The sequence below is a fragment of the Stenotrophomonas sp. KH_029 genome, from assembly GCF_057839765.1.
On record NZ_CM174498.1, the window covers coordinates 2971020 to 2990916 of the forward strand.

General features: G+C 69.3%; 16 protein-coding genes and 1 tRNA gene. 7 read left to right on the plus strand and 10 right to left on the minus strand.

The features are described 5' to 3' along the window. The first annotated feature begins 18 nt into the window (after positions 1–18). Genes tilS through AC3ITM_RS13470 form a run of 3 tightly spaced genes read left to right on the plus strand, consistent with a single transcriptional unit; the run spans position 19 to position 2470 of the window. The gene (tilS, locus tag AC3ITM_RS13460) at positions 19–1305 is read left to right on the plus strand and encodes a tRNA lysidine(34) synthetase TilS (RefSeq protein ID WP_489265669.1); all 1287 of its coding nucleotides are present in this window, start codon (positions 19–21) and stop codon (positions 1303–1305) included. A gap of 36 nt (positions 1306–1341) precedes the next feature. Continuing rightward, positions 1342–1602, plus strand: a complete 261-nt coding sequence (locus tag AC3ITM_RS13465; protein ID WP_489265671.1) for an exodeoxyribonuclease VII small subunit — start codon at positions 1342–1344, stop codon at positions 1600–1602. Continuing rightward, a complete protein-coding gene (locus AC3ITM_RS13470) occupies positions 1592–2470 on the plus strand; it encodes a polyprenyl synthetase family protein (RefSeq protein WP_489265673.1) in 879 nt (292 codons plus the stop codon). The genes AC3ITM_RS13465 and AC3ITM_RS13470 overlap by 11 nt, the downstream gene beginning before the upstream one ends. A gap of 108 nt (positions 2471–2578) precedes the next feature. On the opposite strand, the gene AC3ITM_RS13475 is transcribed toward AC3ITM_RS13470, so the two are convergent. Further along, on the minus strand, positions 2579–2956 hold the full coding sequence (locus tag AC3ITM_RS13475; RefSeq protein ID WP_489265674.1) for a DUF4870 domain-containing protein: 378 nt from the start codon (positions 2954–2956) through the stop codon (positions 2579–2581). 74 nt (positions 2957–3030) lie between these two features. Further along, a complete protein-coding gene (gene pmbA, locus AC3ITM_RS13480; protein ID WP_228884317.1) occupies positions 3031–4398 on the minus strand; it encodes a metalloprotease PmbA in 1368 nt (455 codons plus the stop codon). A 69-nt stretch (positions 4399–4467) separates the two neighbouring features. Here pmbA and yjgA point away from each other — a divergent pair, with 69 nt between their 5' ends. After that, the gene (yjgA, locus tag AC3ITM_RS13485) at positions 4468–5079 is read left to right on the plus strand and encodes a ribosome biogenesis factor YjgA (protein WP_489265676.1); all 612 of its coding nucleotides are present in this window, start codon (positions 4468–4470) and stop codon (positions 5077–5079) included. Positions 5080–5157: 78 nt separating this feature from the next. On the opposite strand, the gene tldD is transcribed toward yjgA, so the two are convergent. The 4 genes from tldD to AC3ITM_RS13505 form a co-directional block, all read right to left on the minus strand. After that, a complete protein-coding gene (tldD, locus tag AC3ITM_RS13490; protein WP_228884315.1) occupies positions 5158–6603 on the minus strand; it encodes a metalloprotease TldD in 1446 nt (481 codons plus the stop codon). Between the two features lie 61 nt (positions 6604–6664). After that, positions 6665–10537 (minus strand): YhdP family protein, encoded by a 3873-nt coding sequence (locus tag AC3ITM_RS13495; RefSeq protein ID WP_489265677.1) that lies wholly within the window; start codon positions 10535–10537, stop codon positions 6665–6667. Positions 10538–10582: 45 nt separating this feature from the next. Next, complete coding sequence (gene rng / locus AC3ITM_RS13500) at positions 10583–12070, minus strand: ribonuclease G (RefSeq protein WP_228884313.1); 1488 nt, start codon at positions 12068–12070, stop codon at positions 10583–10585. After that, complete coding sequence (locus AC3ITM_RS13505) at positions 12063–12671, minus strand: Maf family nucleotide pyrophosphatase (RefSeq protein ID WP_228884509.1); 609 nt, start codon at positions 12669–12671, stop codon at positions 12063–12065. The genes rng and AC3ITM_RS13505 overlap by 8 nt, the downstream gene beginning before the upstream one ends. 129 nt (positions 12672–12800) lie before the next feature. Between AC3ITM_RS13505 and AC3ITM_RS13510 the strand changes: the two genes are divergently transcribed. From AC3ITM_RS13510 to AC3ITM_RS13520, 3 genes are all read left to right on the plus strand, one after another. Then, entirely contained in the window at positions 12801–13535 is a 735-nt protein-coding gene (locus AC3ITM_RS13510; RefSeq protein ID WP_489265679.1) for an SIMPL domain-containing protein, read from the plus strand. A 256-nt stretch (positions 13536–13791) separates the two neighbouring features. Continuing rightward, positions 13792–14454, plus strand: a complete 663-nt coding sequence (locus AC3ITM_RS13515) for an energy transducer TonB (protein ID WP_489265680.1) — start codon at positions 13792–13794, stop codon at positions 14452–14454. Positions 14455–14646: 192 nt separating this feature from the next. After that, positions 14647–17463 carry a TonB-dependent receptor gene (locus tag AC3ITM_RS13520; protein ID WP_489265681.1) on the plus strand — a complete coding sequence of 939 codons (2817 nt, stop codon included), beginning with the start codon at positions 14647–14649 and terminating at the stop codon, positions 17461–17463. A gap of 571 nt (positions 17464–18034) precedes the next feature. Here AC3ITM_RS13520 and AC3ITM_RS13525 read toward each other — a convergent pair. From AC3ITM_RS13525 to nadD, 4 genes are all read right to left on the minus strand, one after another. Continuing rightward, positions 18035–18111: transfer RNA gene (locus AC3ITM_RS13525), tRNA-Asn, on the minus strand. 69 nt (positions 18112–18180) lie between these two features. Beyond that, complete coding sequence (gene rlmH, locus AC3ITM_RS13530) at positions 18181–18651, minus strand: 23S rRNA (pseudouridine(1915)-N(3))-methyltransferase RlmH (RefSeq protein WP_228884307.1); 471 nt, start codon at positions 18649–18651, stop codon at positions 18181–18183. A gap of 85 nt (positions 18652–18736) precedes the next feature. Further along, positions 18737–19129: a ribosome silencing factor gene (gene rsfS / locus AC3ITM_RS13535; protein ID WP_489265682.1), complete on the minus strand. Its 393-nt coding sequence runs from the start codon at positions 19127–19129 to the stop codon at positions 18737–18739. A gap of 97 nt (positions 19130–19226) precedes the next feature. After that, positions 19227–19892 (minus strand): nicotinate-nucleotide adenylyltransferase, encoded by a 666-nt coding sequence (gene nadD, locus AC3ITM_RS13540; RefSeq protein WP_489265684.1) that lies wholly within the window; start codon positions 19890–19892, stop codon positions 19227–19229. Positions 19893–19897: the final 5 nt, after the last annotated feature.

The following is a 19897-nucleotide window of genomic DNA, read 5'->3' on the forward strand; positions in this document are numbered from 1 at the left end:
CTCCTCCCTACCGGCCCGATGACCAGCCCGCTTCCGCCCTTCCCCGCTTCTCCCACGCCGGTCCTGGTCGGTTTCAGTGGCGGGCTGGATTCGACCGTGCTGCTGCACTGGCTGGCCCAATCCCCGGCCCAACGTGCCGCCGGCCTGCGCGCGCTGCATGTGCACCACGGCCTGCAGGCGGTGGCCGAAGACTGGGTCGACCATTGCCGCGCGCTATGCGCCCAATGGGACATCGCGCTGCAGGTAATCCACGTCGATGTCGCCCGCGACAGCGGCCAGGGCCTGGAAGCGGCCGCCCGCCACGCCCGCCGCGACGCCTTCGCCAACGCCCTGCAGCCGGGCGAATGGCTGGCCCTGGCCCACCACCGTGATGACCAGGCCGAAACCTTCCTGCTGCGCGCCCTGCGCGGCTCCGGCGTGGACGGGCTGGCCGCGATCCGCGCACAGGCCCCGTTCGCCACCGGCCAGGTGTGGCGCCCGTTGCTGCAGCTGCCGCGCAGCGACCTGCTGGCCCACGCCCGCGCCCACCAACTGCACTGGATCGACGACCCCAGCAATGCGCTGGACGACGCCGACCGCAACTTCCTGCGCCTGCACGTGCTGCCGCTGCTGCAGCAACGCTGGCCGCAGGCCGACGCCGCCTTCGCGCGCAGCGCCGACCTGTGCGGTCAATCGCAGCGCCTGCTGGACGTCTCCGACCGCGAACTGCTGCGCCGCTGCAGCGTGGCCGCCGGCGTGCTCGACTGCGCCCGGTTGCTCAAGCAGCCGCGCGAGCGTCGCGCCCGCCTGCTGCGCCGCTGGGTGCGCCAGTGCGGCCTGCCGCCGCTGCCGGCCGCCGGCATCGAGGCGATCGAACGCGAGCTGTTGCCGGCCGCCCACGACGCCGATGCGCAGTTTGCCTGGCAGGGCGCCCGCATCCGCCGCTGGCGCGGCGAGCTGCACCTGTTGTCGACCACCCTGGCCCTGCCACCGCACTGGAGCGTGCACTGGGACGGACGCGCGCCACTGGCACTGCCCGATGGCGGCCAGCTGGAACTGATCGGCGCGCCGCGTCTGCGCAACGCGCTGCAGATCAGCGCACGCCGCGGCGGCGAACGCATCCAGTTGCCCGGCCGCACCCATTCCCACGCGCTCAAGGACCTGCTGCAGCGCGGTGGCCTGCCGCCCTGGCAACGCCGCCAGTTGCCGCTGCTGTTCGACGGCGAGGTGTTGATGGCCGCCGGCGACCAGGTGATCGCCGCACCGCTGCAGCAGTGGCTGGATGAACACCACGCATGCCTGCGCTGGACCCCGGGCGCGGCGTGAATTGACCCCACCGGGTTGGCGCATCACACTTGCCCCATGCCCAAGAAGTCCCCCAACGAAACCTCCCCGGTCGCCCACTTCGAGCAGTCGCTGGAAGAACTGGAGCAACTGGTGGAGAAGATGGAAAACGGCGAGATGAGCCTGGAACAGTCCCTGAGCGCCTACGAGCGCGGCGTGGGCCTGTACCGCCAGTGCCAGCAGGCGCTGGAACAGGCCGAACTGCGCGTGCGCCTGCTCAGCAACCCGGCCCAGCCGGACAGCGCCGAACCCTTCGACCCGCCCGGCCATGACGGTTGAGTCCGCGTTCGCGCGCTGGCGCGACCGCATTGAAAGCCAGCTCGACGCCTGCCTGCCCTCCCCCGACCACGCGCCGCAACGCCTGCACCAGGCAATGCGCTATGCGGTACTCGGCGGCGGCAAGCGCATGCGGCCACTGCTGGTGTATGCCAGCGGCCAGCTGTTTGCCGCCGACGAACACGCGCTGGACACCCCGGCGATGGCCGTTGAACTGATCCACGCCTATTCGCTGGTGCACGACGACCTGCCGGCGATGGACGACGACGCCTTGCGCCGCGGCCGGCCGACCACCCATATCGCCTTCGACCAGGCCACCGCGATCCTGGCCGGCGACGCGCTGCAGACCCGCGCCTTCGGCCTGCTCGCCGACGCGGCGTTGCCGGCCATGCTGCGCGTGCATTGCCTGCAGTCGCTGGCCCACGCCTCCGGCGCGGCCGGCATGTGCGGCGGCCAGGCGCTGGACATCGACGCCACCGGCCAGGCCCAGCCGCTGGAGGCGCTGCAGCGCATGCATGCACTGAAGACCGGCGCGCTGATCCGCGCGGCGGTGCGGATGGGCGCGCTGTGCGGCGACGCGGCGCAGAGCGAGATGCTGCAGCTGGACGATTTCGCCAGCGCGCTCGGCCTGGCCTTCCAGGTGCGCGATGACATCCTCGATGTCGAGGCCAGTTCCGAACAGCTCGGCAAGACCGCCGGCAAGGACCAGGCGCAGGCCAAGTCCACCTTCCCCGCCCTGCTCGGCATGGACGGCGCCAAGGCGCACCTGGCCATGCTCAACCAGCGCATGCACGACAGCCTGGCCGGTTACGGCGAGCGCGCCGATGCATTGCGTGCGCTGGGGCGGTTGGCGGTGGAACGTAGCTATTGATGCGCCGCGCGTTGCGCCGTGATCGACCAACAGTCGATCGCCATACGTGATGCCAAAAAGAAAACGCCCGGGAATCCCGGGCGTTCTACTGTGCGTTTGCGCTGTCTGTTACTTGATCAGGCGCAGCGTGAACGGGTAGCGGTAGGCTTCGCCGTTGTTGGCCTTGACCGCGGCCAGGATGCACAGCACCAGGTTGGCCACCCACACCGCCGCCAGCATCAGCGTGCCGATCAGCACCACGACCAGGATGCTGGAAATGATGTAGGCGATCGCCACGGTGATCTGGAAGTTCAGGGCTTCCTTGGACTGATCGACCACGAACGGCTTGCTGCTGTCGTCCTTGTTGACCAGCCAGATGATCAGCGCACCGATGAAGCCGGTGAAGATGCCCAGGATATGGGCCACCAGCGCCATGGTGCGCTGGTCGGACGGTGCCTCACCGGCCGGTGCCGGCGGCGGGGCGGTGACGTTGTCGAAATCGCTCACGAGAAACTCCTTGTTCGAATGTGGGTACAGCTGGGCAGGCTCCCCGCCTGCCTGGGCAGCGCCCATAGAATACGTCAATCGTTGCCCGCGACGGTCATCCGGCCGACCAGGATCGAGCCCACCTGCACGTGCGAGCGGCGGTCCACGTCGGTGCCCACCGCCTCGATGCTGGCGAACATGTCCCTGAGGTTGCCGGCGATGGTGATGCCGTCCACCGGGTAGGTGATTTCGCCGTTCTCCACGCGGAAACCGCCGGCCCCGCGCGAGTAGTCGCCGGTGACCCCGTTGACGCCCTGCCCCATCAGTTCGGTGACCAGCAGGCCCTCGCCCATCTGCCGCGCGATCGCGGCCAGGTCGCCGGCATTGGCCCGGACCTGCAGGTTGTGGACGCCGCCGGCGTTGCCGGTGGTCGGCAGACCCAGCTTGCGCGCCGAGTAGCTGCCCAGGACATACCGCTGCAGCACCCCGTCGCTGACCAGGGCCGCATTGCGCGTGGCCACCCCGTCGCCGTCGAACGCCGACGAACGCAGGCCGCGGCGCAGCAGCGGCAGTTCCTCGATGCCGAACCAGTCCGGGAACAGCCGGGTGCCGACGCTGTCGAGCAGGAAGCTGGCGCGGCGGTACAGCGCCCCGCCGGACACCGCGCCGAGCAGGTGCCCGATCAGCGAGCGCGCCACCTCCGGCGCGTACAGCACCGGCATCTGCGCGGTGGCCATCGAGCGCGGCTGCAGCCGGGCCACGGTGCGCGCGGCGGCATGGCGGCCGATCGCCGCCGGCGACTCCAGGTCTTCCCGGGCCAGCGCGCTGCTGTACCAGCCATCGCGCTGCATGCCATCGCCCTGGCCGGCAATCAGCGCACAGCCGATCGAATGGTGGCTGCTGCGCTCGCGGCCGATGAAGCCATGCGAGTTGGCATATACCGACAGGCTCTGCGCGGTGGCCGCCGAGGCGCCGTCGGAATTGCTGATGCGGCCGTCGGCCTCGCGCCCGGCCGCCTCGCAGGCCAGGGCCAGGTCCACGGCCTGGTCGGCGCTCAGTTCCCAGGGGTGCCAGCCGTCCAGGTCGGGGAACTGGCGGGCCATCAGGGCCGCATCGGCCAGCCCGGCCGCATCGTCGTCCTCGGTATGCCGGGCGATCGCGCAGGCCTGGGCCACGGTCGATTCCAGGCTGTCCTCGCGCAGGTCGGCGGTGCTGGCGCTGCCCTTGCGCTGGCCGAAGTACACGGTCACCGCGATACCGCGGTCGCGGGTGGCCTCGACCGTCTCGACCTCGCCCAGGCGCACGTTCACATCCAGCCCGCGCTCGTCGCTGCAGCTGACCTCGGCCTGGGTCGCGCCCAGGGCCCGGGCCCGCTCCAGCAGGCGCTGGGAGATATCGGCCAGCTGCTCCAGGCGCTGCAGGCTGTCGTCGGCCGGAGCCACTTCAGGGGAGATCACGTTCAATGCTTTATCCTGTGGGGGTTAGTGCCCGGCGCGACGCGGGGCACAGTTTACGGATGTGGAAATAAGACGATGCGCGGACGCGACGAAGAAACCGGTGAATTCCTTGATATCAGCCGCAGCCAGAACCGCCGGGCTGCACTGGACGTGCTGGCCCTGGGCGAGAAGCTGGTCGCGCTGACCCCGGCCCAGTTGGCCCGCCTGCCGGTGCCCGAAGACCTGCTGCCGCACATCGCCGAGGCCAAGCGGATCACCGCCCATATCGCCCACAAGCGCCAACTGGCGTTCCTGGCCAAGCACATGCGCCGCGAAGACGATGCCGTGCTCGATGCGCTGCGCGACGCGCTGGATGTCAACAGCGACACCTCGCGCCGTGAAGTGGCCATGCTGCACCGGGTCGAAGACTGGCGCGAGCGCCTGATGAAGGACGGCGACAAGGCGTTGGGCGCGCTGCTGGACGAATACCCGCAGGCCGACCGCCAGCAGCTGCGCACCCTGGTACGCAATGCCCAGGCCGAACGCGCCAAGAACAAGCCGCCGCGCGCGTTCCGCGAGATCTACCAGACGCTGCGGACGCTGATGCTGCCGGCCGCGCTGGGCCTGGAAGGCCTGCATGTCGACGCCGACGCCGATGATCGGGACCCGGCGGCCGACACCGATATCGACGAGAACGCCGAGGACTGAGTCCCGGCGCCCGCGCGACAGTGCCGGCACCAGGCCGGCTCCGGCGTGTTCAAACCGTTGCATCGGGCGCATCCCGGCTCAGGCCTGGGTGCCGCCCACGGTGATGCCGTCGATCAACAACGACGGCTGGCCCACCCCGACCGGCACGCTCTGGCCATCCTTGCCGCAGATGCCCACGCCTTCGTCCAGGGCCAGGTCGTTGCCGATCATGCGTACCTTCTGCATGGTTTCCGGGCCATTGCCGATCAGCGTGGCGCCCTTCACCGGCGCGGTGATCCTACCGTCTTCGATCAGGTAGGCCTCGGTGGCCGAGAACACGTACTTGCCGCTGGTGATGTCGACCTGGCCGCCGCCGAAGTTGACCGCGTACAGGCCCTTTTTGACCGAACGGATCATTTCTTCCGGGTCGTGCTGGCCGGCGCGCATGTAGGTGTTGGTCATGCGCGGCATGGTCATGTGCGCGAACGACTCGCGGCGGCCGTTGCCGGTCGGGGCCACGCCCATCAGCCGCGCGTTGAGCGAATCCTGCATGTAGCCGACCAGGATGCCGTCCTCGATCAACGTGGTGCACTGGGTCGGGTGGCCTTCGTCGTCGATGTTCAACGACCCGCGGCGGCCGTCCAGGGTGCCGTCATCGACGATGGTCACGCCCGGGGCGGCCACGCGCTCGCCGACCCGGCCGGCATAGACGCTGGTGCCCTTGCGGTTGAAATCGCCTTCCAGGCCGTGGCCCACCGCCTCGTGCAGCAATACACCGGGCCAGCCCGGGCCGAGCACCACGGTCATCACCCCGGCCGGGGCCGGGATCGCCTCCAGGTTGACCAGGGCCTGGCGCAGCGCCTCGCGGGCGAAGCCCTCCGGGCGGCCGTCGGCGAACAGTTCCTCGTAGCTGTAGCGGCCGCCACCGCCGGCATAGCCGGATTCGCGGCGGCCCTGCTGTTCCACGATCACCTGTACGTTCAGTCGTACCAGCGGGCGGATGTCGGCGGCCAGCACGCCGTCGCTGCGCGCGATCAGCACTGTGTCCACGCCACCGGACAGGCTCACCATCACCTGCTGCACGCGCGGGTCGGCCGCGCGCAGGTAGCGGTCCAGGCGCTTGAGCACCTCGACCTTGGCCTCGTTGCCGATGCCGTCGATCGGGTCCAGCGCCGGGTACAGCGCGCGGCCATTGCCACGCACTAGCGAGCGCGCCTGCTGCGCCCCGCCCTCGCGCGAAATCGCGCGGGCCGAATGGGCCGCCGCCAGCAGCGCATCGCTGTGGATGTCGTCGGAATAGGCAAAACCGGTCTTCTCGCCGGCGATGGCGCGCACGCCCACGCCCTGCTCGATCGAATGGGCGCCGTCCTTGACGATGCCGTCCTCCACGCTCCAGCTTTCGCGGCGCGCATGCTGGAAGTACAGGTCGCCAAAATCGATGCCCGGCCCCAGCAGGGTGCCGAAGGTGCGTTCCAGGCCGCCGAAATCCAGCCCGGCGGGCAGCAGCAGGCGTTGATGGGCAAGGGTGAGTGCGTTGTCGGTCATGGCATCTATCTGAGGACGCCGGCTGCTATCGCAAGCCGGGCGCGGGAAAGGGAGATGGGGATCAGCGTACCGGAGGCGGCGCAGCCGCAGCCGGTTTGGGCGCATCGTCGCGGTCGATCACCTCGACCTTGGGCTCGGCCCAGGGGCCGGTGACCCGGTAGGTCTTGGCGCCGATATTGCCCAGCGGCTTGGACAGCACCGCATTGGCAGCCGCACCCACGGCCGCGCCGACCGGCCCGCCGGCCACCGCGCCGACCACGGTCAGCAGGTTGCCGGCGCGCGGATTGACGTCGATGGTCTGGTCGAACTGCTGGCGGCGCAGGTCGGTCTGGCCGCGGATGCTGATGTTGGCCGCCGGGCCTTCGATCAGCACCTTGTCGGTGGTGGCCATGCCGTTGGCGAAGGCCAGCGTGCCCTCGACCTGGTTGAAGGCAAACCCCTTGGAGAAGAAGTCGCGGAAGTCGAACATCAACCGCCGCGGCAGCTGGGTCACGCTGAGCAGGCCGAGCACGCGGCCGGCACCGGGCTCCAGCTCCAGCAGCTGGCCGTTGCGCGCATGCACCTGCAGCTGGCCCTGCAGCGCACCCAGCTGGAAGTCCGAGGGGCCGCCCTGCCAGCCGGCATCCAGGCTCAACTGGCCCTGGCCGCCGCGCAGCTGGCCGCCGTAGTCCAGGTTCTGCATCAGCCCGCCCAGGTCCTCGCTCTTGACCTGGACGGTGACCTGGGTGCGCGCCGCCTCGCCCATGCCCAGCCAGCGGCCCTGGATGTCAATGGCCTGCCTGGGCGCGCGGAACTGCAACTGGTCCACGTTCAGGCCGTTGCCGAACGGGCGCGTGCGCAGCACCGCCTGGCCGAGCACGGCCTTGCCGAACTGCAGGTCGTCGATATCCAGCGACAGCGGCGGAATCTTCGCCGGGTTGGTGTCGTTGGCACTGGCCTGGACCCGGGCCGGCAGGGTGGCATCGGGCGGCAGCACGATCGGCGCGCCATCGGACGGCACCTTGGCCGGGGTGGGCAGGGATTGCCAGTGCACGCGGCTGAGCTTGCCGACGATGGTGCCGCCGTCGGCATTGGGCACGCTCAGGCTGCCGGCCAGCGACGGGCCGTCCAGGCGCACGTCCACCCCGCTGGCGTTCGGCCGCAGCTGCAGCCGGGTCTGCGCGAACACCCCACCGGCCAGCAACAGCTGACCGACCTGCACATCGACCTGGCGCAGCGGCATCGGGTCCGGGTCGCCGCCACCGCCACCGGGAGACCGGGCCAGGCCGATCCATTCCAGCGCATCCAGCGAACCGCTACGGCCGTTCACCACCAGGCCGCTGGCCGGTGGGTCGCGGTCGACGCGGCTGCTGCCGAGGGTGACCTGCACCCCGGTCTGGTTGTTGTGGGTGCGCGCGGCCAGCGCCAGGCGCTGGCCGAAAGCCACATCGACCCGGCCACTGTCCATCGGCAGCTGCGCGTTGACCGTGGTCGCCAGCGGCACCGGCGCGGCCTTGTCCAGCGGCGCCGGCAGGTCCAACCGGGTGCCGACCAGGTCCGAACGCAGGGTCAGCAGGGTCGGCGGCGTGGTCTTGGCCCCGGCCGCCACCTTGGGCAGGGTCACCCCGATCGTCCAGCGCGAGGTGCCCGCGATGTACGGCTTGAGCCAGCTCAACGCCGCCGCGCGGTCCAGCAGCGTGCCGGCATCCAGCGACGCGCTCAGTTCCGATTCAAAGGCCTGCAGCGGGTCGCGCACATAGCCGCCGGCGCGCAGGCTGAGCAGCCCGTCCTGGCCGAGGTGGCGCACGCTCAGGGCGTCGGCATCGAATCCGTCGCGGCTGTAGCGGGCCTGGCCGCGCATGTTGTCGAAGGCCAGCGCAAAGCGCTTTTCGGTCAGCGCCACCCCGTCCAGCGCGATGCTGCCCTGCAGGTGGCCGGCGGGCTGGGCATGCTGCAGCGGCTGCAGCAGGTCGAACTCGACCTTGGCCGGGCCCTTGGCGGTGAGGTTGTCCAGGGTCTCGCCATAGGTGGCCTGCAATGGGCTCTGCTTGAGCATGGCCAGCAGCGCGCCGGCCTCGCTGTTGGTGGTGGCCTTGACGTACAGCGGGGTCTGGCCGAAATCGGCGATGCCCGCATCGAAGTGGTTCACCGCCACCCCGGCGAGGTCGCCACTGCCATGCAGTTCGAAGCCCGGACCGATGAAGGCGATATCGGCATCGACCTTGCCCATCGCCGGCCAGTCGCGCTGGAAGGCGATGGTGCCGTTGCTGATATGCCCGGTGGCCTCGAAGCGGCCGTTGTTGCGGTCGAACGGCCAGTCGTCCAGGTCGCCGGTAACCAGGCCGACGCCACCACGCACCTGGCCGGACACCAGCGCGGCATCCAGCCAGTCGGTGGCGCCCTTGCTCATCTTGGAATGCACCCAGAAACGCTTGGCCGCGGTCATCGGCACATCGTCGATGCGCGCGGCCAGCTGCATCCACGGCCGGCTGCCGTCGCCCTGGAACCACACGCTGCCACGTACGTCGGCGGCATAGTCGGTGCCCTGCACGCGCAGCGCCGGGGTCCCCACCCGCCAGCCACCGGCCTCGTCGCGCCAGCCGACCAGGCTGCCGGCCAGGCGCACGTCGTGGCGCTGGCCGAAACCGCTGGGCCAATCGAACTGCAGGGTGCGGGTGGGCTGCAGGTCCAACTGGAAGCCGTCGGCATCCCCGCTGAAACGCCCGCCCACCCCGCCCAGGCCAGGCGCATGGCCAACCGCGGCAAAGCCGATGTCGTCCAGCTCACCCTGGATGGACAGCGCGCCATCGCGTTGCCCGGCCACCCGCACCTGGCTCATCCGCGCATGCGGAGCGGCCTGCAGCAGCCACTGGCGCAGGCCCGGTTCGACCCGGTCGCTGAGCGCCAGCGCACGCAGCAGCGCGGTGGCATCGATATTGTCCCCGGCCAGGGCGTAGTGCTGGCCGCCGGCCAGCAGCAGCCCGTCCAGGCGTTGCACCTGGGCGCTGCCGGCCAGGCCGATGCGCAGCCGCGGCGCGTCGGCGCGCCAGCCGCCGCGCACCCAGCGCCAGCGCGCGCGCAGCTGCAGGGCATCCAATGCAAGCTGCGGCCGGGTGCCGTCGGCCAGCGGCGCGCCGCGCAGGCGCAGGCCGGCCAGGTCGGCATCGGCGGTGACCATCACCACCCGGTGGTCGCGCAGGTCGACCCAGGCGTTGAGCTGCCCGCCACCTTGCTGCAATGCCACCCCGCCGAACTGCAGCAGGCGCGACCAGGCGCGGAAATCGGCCGGGTCGGCCGACAGCCAGGCCTGGCCGTTGCCCTGGGCGCGTTCGAAATCCAGCACCGCGGTCAGCGGCGCGGCGGCCGGGTCGGCCCAGGCGCGCGCGCCCACGCGCAGGCGCTGACCGTTCACGCGCAGGCGCAGGTCGATGCGCGGCAGCTGCGCGTGCAGGTCCAGCGAGGGCGCCTCCACGCTCAGCCGGCCGCCGATCACCTGCAGTTCGCCCAACCGGCGCAGCGCATCCAGCGGATCGCCGCTGCCGCCCTGCGGCAACCCACGCACCGACCAGCGGCCGTCGTCGGCGCGTTCCAGCACCAGCGCCAGCCCACGCAGGCGCAGCTCGGTCAACGAATGCCCGGGCAACAACCCGGCGTACATCGACACCAGCACCTCGGCCTCGCCGATGACGATGCCCTGCCCCTGCCCGATGCGCAGGCCCTTGAGTTCCAGCAGCGGGCCGCGCCGGGTCCAGGTGGTATCGAGATGGTCGAACCGTACCGGCTGGCCGGCACGCGCGCTCAACCAGGCCGCCACCTTGTCGGGGTGGCGCTCGGCCAACGGCAGCAGCTGGCTGACGGTGCCCACCAGCACCGCCACCACCACCAGCACGATCGCCATGGCGTAGACGGCATGGCGGCGAATCCTTCGCAGTCGCAGTCGCAGCGGCGTGGTCATCGGCACGCATACCTGCCCGCGCACCAGGGCGCAGGCAGGCGAAGGTCAGAGCAGCACGACATCGAACTGCTCCTGCAGGTACTGCTCGTCGGCCTGGAAGCGGATCGACTTGCCAAGGAATTCTTCCAGTTCGGCCACCGCCGCCGATTCCTCGTCGGTGATCCGCGCCACCACCTTGGACGAGGCGATCACCAGCAGCCGCGCCGCATCGAACTGGCGCACCGCACGGGTGATCTCGCGGAAGATTTCGTAGGTGACCGTTTCGGCGGTCTTGATCGAGCCGCGCCCGCTGCATTCCGGGCAGGGTTCGGACAGCTGCCGTTCCAGGCTTTCCACGGTGCGCTTGCGGGTCATCTCGACCAGCCCCAGCGGCGAGAAATCGTAGACGGTGGTCTTGGCATGGTCGCGCGCCAGCGCCTTCTCCAGCGTGCGCAGCACCTGGCGGCGGTGTTCGGCGTCATCCATGTCGATGAAGTCGATGATGATGATCCCGCCCAGGTTGCGCAGCCGCAGCTGGCGGGCCACCGCCTGGGCCGCTTCCAGGTTGGTGCGGAACACGGTTTCTTCCAGGTTGCGCTGGCCCAGGAACGAACCGGTGTTCACATCGATGGTGGTCATCGCCTCGGTCTGGTCGATCACCAGGTAGCCACCGGACTTGAGCGGCACCTGCTTGTCCAGCGCGCGGCCGATCTCGTCCTCGACCCCGAACATGTCGAAGATCGGGCGGTCGCCGCTGTACAGCTCGAGCTTTTCGGCCAGCACCGGCATGTACTTGGCCACGAAGGCCTGCAGCTGGGTGAAGGTTTCCTTGGAGTCGACCTTGACCTTGTCCACGTCCTTGCGGATCAGGTCGCGCACCGAACGCAGCGGCAGGCTCAGGTCTTCGTAGATCACGCTCAGCGGGGCGGCGTCGCGGCCGCGGCGCTCGACCACGTTCCAGACCCGCGACAGGTAGGCCACATCCTCGGCGATGGCCTCGGCCGGCTGGCCCTCGGCGTTGGTGCGCACGATGTAGCCGTAGCCACCGTGCTGGGCCGACAGCTCGGTGACCAGGCTCTTCAGCCGGGCGCGCTCGGTCTCGTCCTCGATCCGCGCCGACACCCCGACCACCTTGGACTGCGGCAGCAGCACCATGTAGCGCGAGGGAATGCTGATCTGGGTGGTCAGGCGCGCGCCCTTGGTCCCGATCGGGTCCTTGACCACCTGCACTACGATGTCCTGGCCGTCGCGCAGCAGTTCCACGATCGGCACCGACGACGGCGGCGGCAGGGTGGTGCCTTCGGTATCGGCGCTGGCCACCGGGGCCGGGCGGATCACATCGTTGGCGTGCAGGAACGCGGCGCGCTCCAGCCCGACCTCGACGAAGGCCGCCTGCATGCCCGGCATCACCCGCTGCACCTTGCCCTTGTAGATGTTGCCGACCACCCCGCGGCGCCAGCCACGCTCGATGTGCAGTTCCTGCAGCATGCCGTTCTCGATGACGGCCACGCGGGTTTCGCGCGGGGTGACATTGACCAGGATTTCTTCAGACATGGGCGGCGCCCTCCGTTGGCGTGGTGAAAGCAGCGGGCGAAACGCCAAACGCCTGCAGCAACTGCTCGGTCTGTTGCAGGGGCAAACCCATCACACCCGAATAGCTTCCCGCCAGATGGCGGATGAATCGTTCGGCGCCGCCCTGGATCGCGTACGCGCCGGCCTTGCCCATCGGTTCGCCGCCGGCCACATAGGCGGCGATGGCGTCCTGGCCGATGTCGATGAAGCTCACCTCCGACACCACCAGCACGCTGTCCTGGCGGCCGTGGGCGGCCAGCGCCACGGCGGTCATCACCTGGTGGGTGCGCCCGGACAACGCCTGCAGCATCGCGCAGGCATCGGCGGCGTCGACCGGCTTGCCGAACACCCGGCCCTCCAGCACCACCTCGGTGTCGGCGCCGAGCACCACCGCATCGGCCGCGTCGGCCAGCAGGGCCAGCCCGGCGCGCGCCTTGTCGGCGGCCACCCGCTGCACATAATGGCGGGCCGGCTCGTCGGCGGCACGGACTTCGGGCACCTCAAGGTCCAACGCGCGGAACGGTCGGTCCAGGCGCGCCAGCAGTTGGGTTCGTCGGGGGGAGCGGGAGGCAAGATAAAGCATCGTCGAAGCATAACCTGCGTGCCCTGTCTGAATCGAAAGCAACCGCTCCGAATCGTCATCAACCCCGGAAAAGCTCACGACACGTTCATCGCCCCGACACCACCCTCACGCCTTCACAAGGAGATCCACATGCGCCGCCTGTCCCTGTCCCCGTTGCTGCTCGCCCTGTCCCTTGCCCTGGGAACCTCGATGACCGCCCACGCCCAGACCCAGCCTGCCGTCGCCGTCGCCGCCGACAGCACCCTGCTCAACATTTCGGCCAACGCCGAAGCCAAGCGCGTGCCCGACGTGGCCACGCTGTCGGCCGGCGTGGTCACCCAGGCCGTCGATGGCAACACCGCCATGCGCCAGAACGCCGAACAGATGGTCAAGGTGCTGGCCGCAGTGAAGGCCGCCGGCATCGCCGACCGCGACGTGCAGACCAGCGGGGTCAACCTCAGCCCGCAGTACCGCTACGCCGACAACGAGGCGCCGAAGATCACCGGCTACCAGGCCAGCAACACGGTCAACCTGAAGGTGCGCGACATCGCCAAGCTGGGCAAGGTGCTGGACGTGCTGGCCGCGCAGGGCGCCAACCAGATCAACGGCCCGCAGTTCGAGATCGACCAGCCCGAGCCGGTCTATGACGAGGCCCGCCTGGCCGCGCTGAAGAAGGCCCAGGCCCGCGCCGAGACCTACGCCAAGTCGCTGGGCCTGCGCGTGCGCCGCATCGTCAGCATTTCCGAGAGCGGCGGCGGCAACTTCCGTCCGGTGATGATGATGGCCAAGTCGGCCGGCATGGCCGCCGACGCGGCCACCCCGGTGTCGCCGGGCGAGTCGACGGTCTCGGTCAACCTGGACGTGGTGTTCGACCTGGGCCGGTAACGGCCGATGCCTCAACGGCGGGGCGGACCGACGGTCCGCGCCTGCCGTGTTGCGATGACGGCGCCTACGGGCGCCGTCATGCTGTGCGCGCCTCTTTCCTGAGCGCCAGCCAAACACCTACCGCCGCCCTGACTTCCGGCCCGTGCCCGGCTCGGGTATTGCTGTCATTGCGCGGCCCCGTGTTGTGCCCACCGCAACCCCACCGGCCGCGCCTGCACGTTTGATGTTCCCGCACATCTGGCAAGGAGAGTGGAGCATGGTCCGTACCCATCCCCCCGTAGTCCCGCTGCACATCGACGCCTCACGCGTGCTCGGCATGAGCACCGCGCTGGCCCTGCACGTCCTGGCCCTGATGCTGCTGCTGATCCCGGCCGCCTACGTGGCCGCACCGCTGCCGCGCGAACGCACCCAGGTGCGGATGCTGGTACCGCCCCCGGCAAACCCGGCGGCGCCGCCGGAAATCAAGGAGGAGACGCCCAAGCTGGTGCAGCCGTCGACCACCGTGCCCAAGCCGCAGGCCGCCCCGCTGCCACCGCCCACGGCCAGTGCCGAGCAGGCCTTCGCGGTGCCGCCGCAGCCGGCGGGCGAAACCCTGGCCCCGACCCTCACCCCGCCCAGCCCGGGGCCGGCGCCGGGCGGTGCCGGCGCGCAGCTGCAATACCGCAGCGCCCCGCCGCCGGCCTACCCGATCGCCGCCCTGCGCGACCATCAGCAGGGCACCGTATTGCTGCGGGTGCGGGTGGAACCCGATGGCAAGGCTTCCAGCGTGGTGATCGAACGCAGCAGCGGCTCGCGCGCGCTGGACAACGCCGCCCGCCAGCAGGTGCTGCGCCACTGGCGGTTCGTGCCGGCCCAGGTCGACGGGCAGACCGTGGCCGCCGACGGGCTGGTGCCGGTAAGCTTCTCGCTGCCGGACTGAGCGGAGCCATGACGCATCCGGCACGGGGCCGCCGATCCTGGCCCCGTGCCGCCGGGCGCGATACACAACGTTACGAATTAAGCAATTTTTCACGACTTCGTCACCTGCCGGAAACCTAGATTGTCGCGGTCGTCACTCGTTTTTGGTGCCGATCCATCGTCATCGTTGGTTTTCCCAGTCAGGAGAGAAGCTGTGAAACACCCGATCCAACGGCTCAACAGCAGCCGCAGTACCCTTGCCCATTCCATTTCCACCGTCCTTGCCGGCGGCACCCTGCTGCTGGCCGGCACGCTGGCCTCCTCGACGGCACTGGCCCAGGAACAAGCGACCAACCTTGACCGCATCACGGTCACCGGCTCCAACATCCCCCGCACCAATACCGAGACCCCGTCCCCGGTCCAGGTGATCACCCGCCAGGAAATCGACCGCACCGGCAAGAGCACGGTCGCCGAATACCTGCAGACCCTGACCGCCGACGGCTCCGGCTCGATCCCCAAGACCTTCGGCAACGGCTTTGCCGGCGGCGGCGCCGGCATCTCGCTGCGCGGCCTGGGCGCCGGCTCCACGCTGGTGCTGTTGAACGGCCGCCGCATGGCCACCTATGGCCTGGCCGATGACGGCCAGAAGGTCTTCACCGACCTGAGCACCATTCCGCTGGATGCGGTCGAGCGCATCGACGTCCTCAAGGACGGCGCCTCGGCCATCTACGGCTCGGACGCGATCGCCGGGGTGGTCAACATCATCCTGCGCAGCGACTTCCAGGGCGCCATCCTGCGCGGCTCCTACGGCACCTCCGGCGATGGCGACGGCAATGCCAAGAAGGCCACGCTGACCGCCGGCACCGGCGATCTCAACACCGATGGCTGGAATGCGTTCTTCAGCCTGGACGTGGGCAAGACCGACGCGATCAAGATCAGCGACCGCAAGAACCGCAAGTGGATCGGCACCGGCGACATCCGCCCGTGGGGCTATGGCAACAATGCGCAGTTCCTCGGTGGCGCGTTCCTGTCCGGCCGCACCCGTGGCGGCGTGGGCCCGAACGGCGCGGTGTACGACAGCGATCTGTCCACCGCACAACTGGTCGCGCTGCCCGGCTGCGCCGGCCTGACCACCATTCCCGGCCAGACCGAGGCGACCGCGCAGGCGCAGGGCTGCCTGTGGGATCCCAACCAGCTGTACCGCGACCTGACCCCGGAAGAGAAGTACGTCAACGTGTTCGGCCGCGCCAGCTTCGCCTTCGGCGAAGGCGGCGAGGTCTACACCGAGATCGGCTACTCCAAGAAGGAAACCACCTTCAGCAATACACCCTCCAGCGTCTCCGGCAGCTGGGGCTTCCCCGAGGGTCCGCGCACTGCCAACAGCGGCGATGGGGCAACGCGCCTGTATGCCGGTCATCCGGACAATCCACTGCCAGGCGCCTCGCGCCTGCGCTACAGCGCGTGGGACGTGGGTCCGCGGGTGACCAACAACACCAACGAGTTCAACCGCTTCCTGGTGGGCGTCAAGGGCAACTGGGGCGACTGGAGCTACGACACCGCCTACCTGCATTCGGGTACCGACCTGGTCAACAAGCGCACCGGCTTCCTGCGCTACAGCTCCGTGCTGTGCGCACTGGGCAATCCGACCTGCCCGGGCGGCACCTGGCGCATCGGCGACAACGCCGGGCTGAATTCGCAGGCGCTGTACGACTACATCTCCCCGACCATCAGCGCACGGGCCAAGTCCAGCCTGGACATGTTCGACTTCACCGTGTCGCGCAGCCTGATGGACCTCAAGGGCGGCCCGCTGGGCCTGGCGCTGGGTACCGAATGGCGCAAGACCAGCAACAGCCTGACCCCGCAGACCTATACCGACCAGGGCGACATCATCGGCCTGGGCTACTCGGCCTATGACGGCACCCAGAACGTGTACGCCGGTTACGCCGAACTGTCCGCGCCGGTGCTGGAACAGCTGGAACTGAGCGCGGCGGTGCGTTACGACAAGTACGAGAGCGGTGAAGGCAAGGCCACCCCGAAGCTGGGCGTGAAGTGGAGCCCGGCCGACTGGGTGGCGGTGCGCGCCAGCTATGCCGAAGGCTTCCGTGCGCCGAACCCGGCCGAGAACGGCGACGGCGGCCTGGCGGCGTTCTCCAACGCCGCCGATCCGGTCCGCTGCCCCGGCGGCAATCCGGCCCCGGGCGCTACCGGTGACGACTGCGGCGCGCTGCCGGTGGCCATCATCACCCGCCCCAACAAGGACCTGAAGCCGGAGGAATCCAAGAGCTACTCGTTCGGCGTGGTGCTGCAGCCGACCTCCACCACCTCGCTGACCGTGGACGCCTGGCAGATCAAACGCACCAATGAAATCGCCCAGGGCGACACTGGCGAGGCGATCGCCGCAGGCAACGTGCTGCGCGACTCCAACCTGCTCAACGGCGTGCCCGGCACCGGCAGCCTGCTGGCGGTGAACACGCAGTACATCAACGCGGCCTCGACCCGGGTCCGCGGTATCGATACCGATATCCGCCAGACCTTCGACATCGGCCCGGGCCAGCTGCAGATGGACCTGCAGTGGAGCCATGTGCTCAAGTTCGAGCGCACCGACGCGGATGTGACCCGCGACTACGCCGGTACCCACGGCAACTGCGATGTCACCAACTGCATCGGCACCCCGAAGGACCGCATCAACTTCGGCACGACCTGGAAGCAGGGCAACTGGAGCATCAGCGGCGTGGCCAACTACATCTCCAAGATGGAGAACAAGGACTTCCGCGGCCCGGATGGCGAGTACCAGTTCGCCTACGCCGACGGTACCGACGTCACCAAGATCTCTTCGTTCACCACCTTCGACCTGTCCGGCCGCTGGAACGTGACCGAAGCCTTCGAGCTGAACGCCTCGGTGCAGAACGCGTTCGACCGCATCGCTCCGCTGGATCCGACCACCTACGGTGGCGTGAACTACAACCCGCTGCACTTCAGCGGCGCGATCGGCCGTTACTTCACCGTCGGTGCGAAGTACACCTTCAACTGACCTGACTGCATCTGGGGAACGAAAAGCCCGGGCATTACCCGGGCTTTTTGTTTGTGCGCGCTGCGCGCCGTAGCGGTAGGTCCGAGCCACGCTCGGACAACGCGCCGACGAAACGGTGAACATCCGACCACGGGTCGGCCCTACCGGCCACAGGCGCCACCTGCTTTACCTACCGCACATCGCAATCCATCCAGAGGAGGATGGGCAGCCCCATGCGGGACACGCCGTAAACCCCGCTCTGCGGTCCGGCCCAGCCGCTAGCGGCTGGGCGTTCGGACGCATGCGAGGCATGCCTCGCAAGCAATGCGTCCTTACCCATGGGGGCTTGGCGAAAACATCCATGTTTTCGACAGTCCCGCATGGGGCTGCCCATCCTCCTCCCGCGCGGAAGACGCAAGACGCTGCCCTTGAACCAGGAATTATGAGGATCCGGCCAGCGGCCGGCACTACCGAAGCAACGGCAACAGCAGCCGGGCAGAGCTCGGCGCTATGAGCCGATGCAGCGGAAGCCGCCGGACACCGGCGAACAGACAAAAAAAAAGCCTCGCATCGCTGCGAGGCTTCCAAAACTTGGCGCCCGAAGTTGGACTCGAACCAACGACCCCCTGATTAACAGTCAAGTGCTCTAACCGGCTGAGCTATTCGGGCGGGGTGCGCATTGTAGCCCGTTTTTCGCAGGATGTAACCCGTTTGGCGAAGATTCCTTCGGCCGCGCGGTCAGGCCCGATGATACGGATGGTTGGCCAGCATCGCCGCGGCGCGGTACAACTGCTCGGCCACCACCAGCCGCACCAGCATGTGCGGCAGTGTCAACGGACCGATCGACCATTTTTCATCGGCCAGGGCCGACACTTCCGGCGAATGCCCTTCCGGGCCGCCGATCAGGAAGGCCAGGTCCCTGCCCTGCCCGCGCCAATGTTCCAGCCGCTGCGCCAACTGTTCCGAACTGAGCTGGCGGCCGGGCACATCCAGCGCCACCACGTAGGCGTTCTTCGGCAAGGCGGCAATCACCCGGCGGCCTTCGTCCTCGGTGGCGCGGCGCGCATCGCGGCCCTTGCCACGCAGGCCCGGCTCGATTTCCACCAGCTCGAACGGCAGCCAATGCGACAGCCGCTTCTGGTACTCGGCAAACCCCTGCGCCACCCACGACGGGGCGCGCTCGCCGGTGGCGATCAACCTGGCCTTCATCTGCACTCTCCCGGCATCGGGCACGATGCCGTTGAAATGACAACGGCGCCATCGGCGCCGTCATCGTGACCTCCAACGCCGCCGGTCAGCGGGCGTCGTGGTACTCGTCATCGGCATCGTCGAGCAGGCTCGGCGGCTGGTCGCCAACGGTCCACAGGCGCTCCAGCGCGTAGAACTCGCGCACGCGCGGCAGCATCACGTGCACCACCACGTCGCCCAGATCGACCAGCACCCATTCGGCTTCGCGCTCGCCTTCCACGCCCAGCGGCATCACGCCCAGCTGCTTGGCGAACTTGACCACTTCATCGGCGATCGACTTCACATGGCGGCTGGAGGTACCCGAGGCGATCACCATGTAATCGGCGACGCTGGACTTGCCGATCACGTCGATCTCGACGAGATCCTTGGCCTTCAGTTCTTCGGTGGCCTTGCGCACGCACTCCAGCAGCTGCGTGACGGAGGGCGCCGGGTTCGGCATTTGGACCTTGATGGTCTGGGGCTGGGCTTGGTTGCTCAAAGCGGATGAACTCGATAAATGTGGGGCTGATTATACGGGCCCGGGGGCCTGCGCGTATTCACGGGCCGGCCGCGCCGTACAGGCCGTGGTCGGCGATGTAGTCGGCCACCGGTTCGGGCAGCAGGGCCCGCCACGGGCCGCCGATGGCGATCTGCTGGCGTACCTGGCTGGCCGATTCGCCACGCAGCGGGGCCTGCAGGCGCAGCAGGCGGCCGGCCGGGGCGCCCAGCAGTTCGCGCTCGTGGCTGGCCCAGCGGCCCTGCAGGGCGGCGGCCAGTTCCGGCGGAAGGTCCTGTTCCAGCGAGCTGCCCGGGCGGGCGGCGACGATGAAATGGGCCAGCCCGAACAAGGCCTCCCATTCATGCCAGCCGGGCAGGCCGAGCAGGCTGTCGGCCCCTACCAGCCACGCCAATGGCTGGTGCGGGCCCAGTTCGGCGCGCAGTTCGCGCAGGGTATCCACGCTGTAGGACGGCACCCCGGGCAGGCGCCGGGCGCGCTCCAGTTCACGGCGGTCCAGCAACAGGCCGGGCTCCTCGCCGATGGCCAGGGCCAGCATCCGCGCGCGTTGTTCGGCGTTGGCGCCGGGCGCCGGGCGGTGCGGCGGATCGGCGGCGGGCAGCAGCCGCACGGCCACCTGCAAGTGGTCGCGCGCGGCGCGCGCGATCGCCAGATGGCCGCAATGCACCGGGTCGAAGGTGCCGCCGTAATGGATGCGCAGGCCCATGCGGC

Excerpts from the sequence above, each read along its gene's own strand:
- AC3ITM_RS13515 (WP_489265680.1), top strand. The coding sequence starts at position 13,792 with ATGGTCCGTACCCATCCCCCCGTAGTCCCGCTGCACATCGACGCCTCA.
- tldD (WP_228884315.1), bottom strand. The coding sequence starts at position 6,603 with ATGACCGACAACGCACTCACCCTTGCCCATCAACGCCTGCTGCTGCCC.
- rlmH (WP_228884307.1), bottom strand. The coding sequence starts at position 18,651 with ATGAAGGCCAGGTTGATCGCCACCGGCGAGCGCGCCCCGTCGTGGGTG.
- AC3ITM_RS13505 (WP_228884509.1), bottom strand. The coding sequence starts at position 12,671 with ATGCTTTATCTTGCCTCCCGCTCCCCCCGACGAACCCAACTGCTGGCG.
- rsfS (WP_489265682.1), bottom strand. The coding sequence starts at position 19,129 with ATGCCGAACCCGGCGCCCTCCGTCACGCAGCTGCTGGAGTGCGTGCGC.
- AC3ITM_RS13510 (WP_489265679.1), top strand. The coding sequence starts at position 12,801 with ATGCGCCGCCTGTCCCTGTCCCCGTTGCTGCTCGCCCTGTCCCTTGCC.
- AC3ITM_RS13470 (WP_489265673.1), top strand. The coding sequence starts at position 1,592 with ATGACGGTTGAGTCCGCGTTCGCGCGCTGGCGCGACCGCATTGAAAGC.
- yjgA (WP_489265676.1), top strand. The coding sequence starts at position 4,468 with ATGCGCGGACGCGACGAAGAAACCGGTGAATTCCTTGATATCAGCCGC.
- rng (WP_228884313.1), bottom strand. The coding sequence starts at position 12,070 with ATGTCTGAAGAAATCCTGGTCAATGTCACCCCGCGCGAAACCCGCGTG.
- tilS (WP_489265669.1), top strand. The coding sequence starts at position 19 with ATGACCAGCCCGCTTCCGCCCTTCCCCGCTTCTCCCACGCCGGTCCTG.
- nadD (WP_489265684.1), bottom strand. The coding sequence starts at position 19,892 with ATGGGCCTGCGCATCCATTACGGCGGCACCTTCGACCCGGTGCATTGC.
- AC3ITM_RS13495 (WP_489265677.1), bottom strand. The coding sequence starts at position 10,537 with ATGACCACGCCGCTGCGACTGCGACTGCGAAGGATTCGCCGCCATGCC.
- AC3ITM_RS13465 (WP_489265671.1), top strand. The coding sequence starts at position 1,342 with ATGCCCAAGAAGTCCCCCAACGAAACCTCCCCGGTCGCCCACTTCGAG.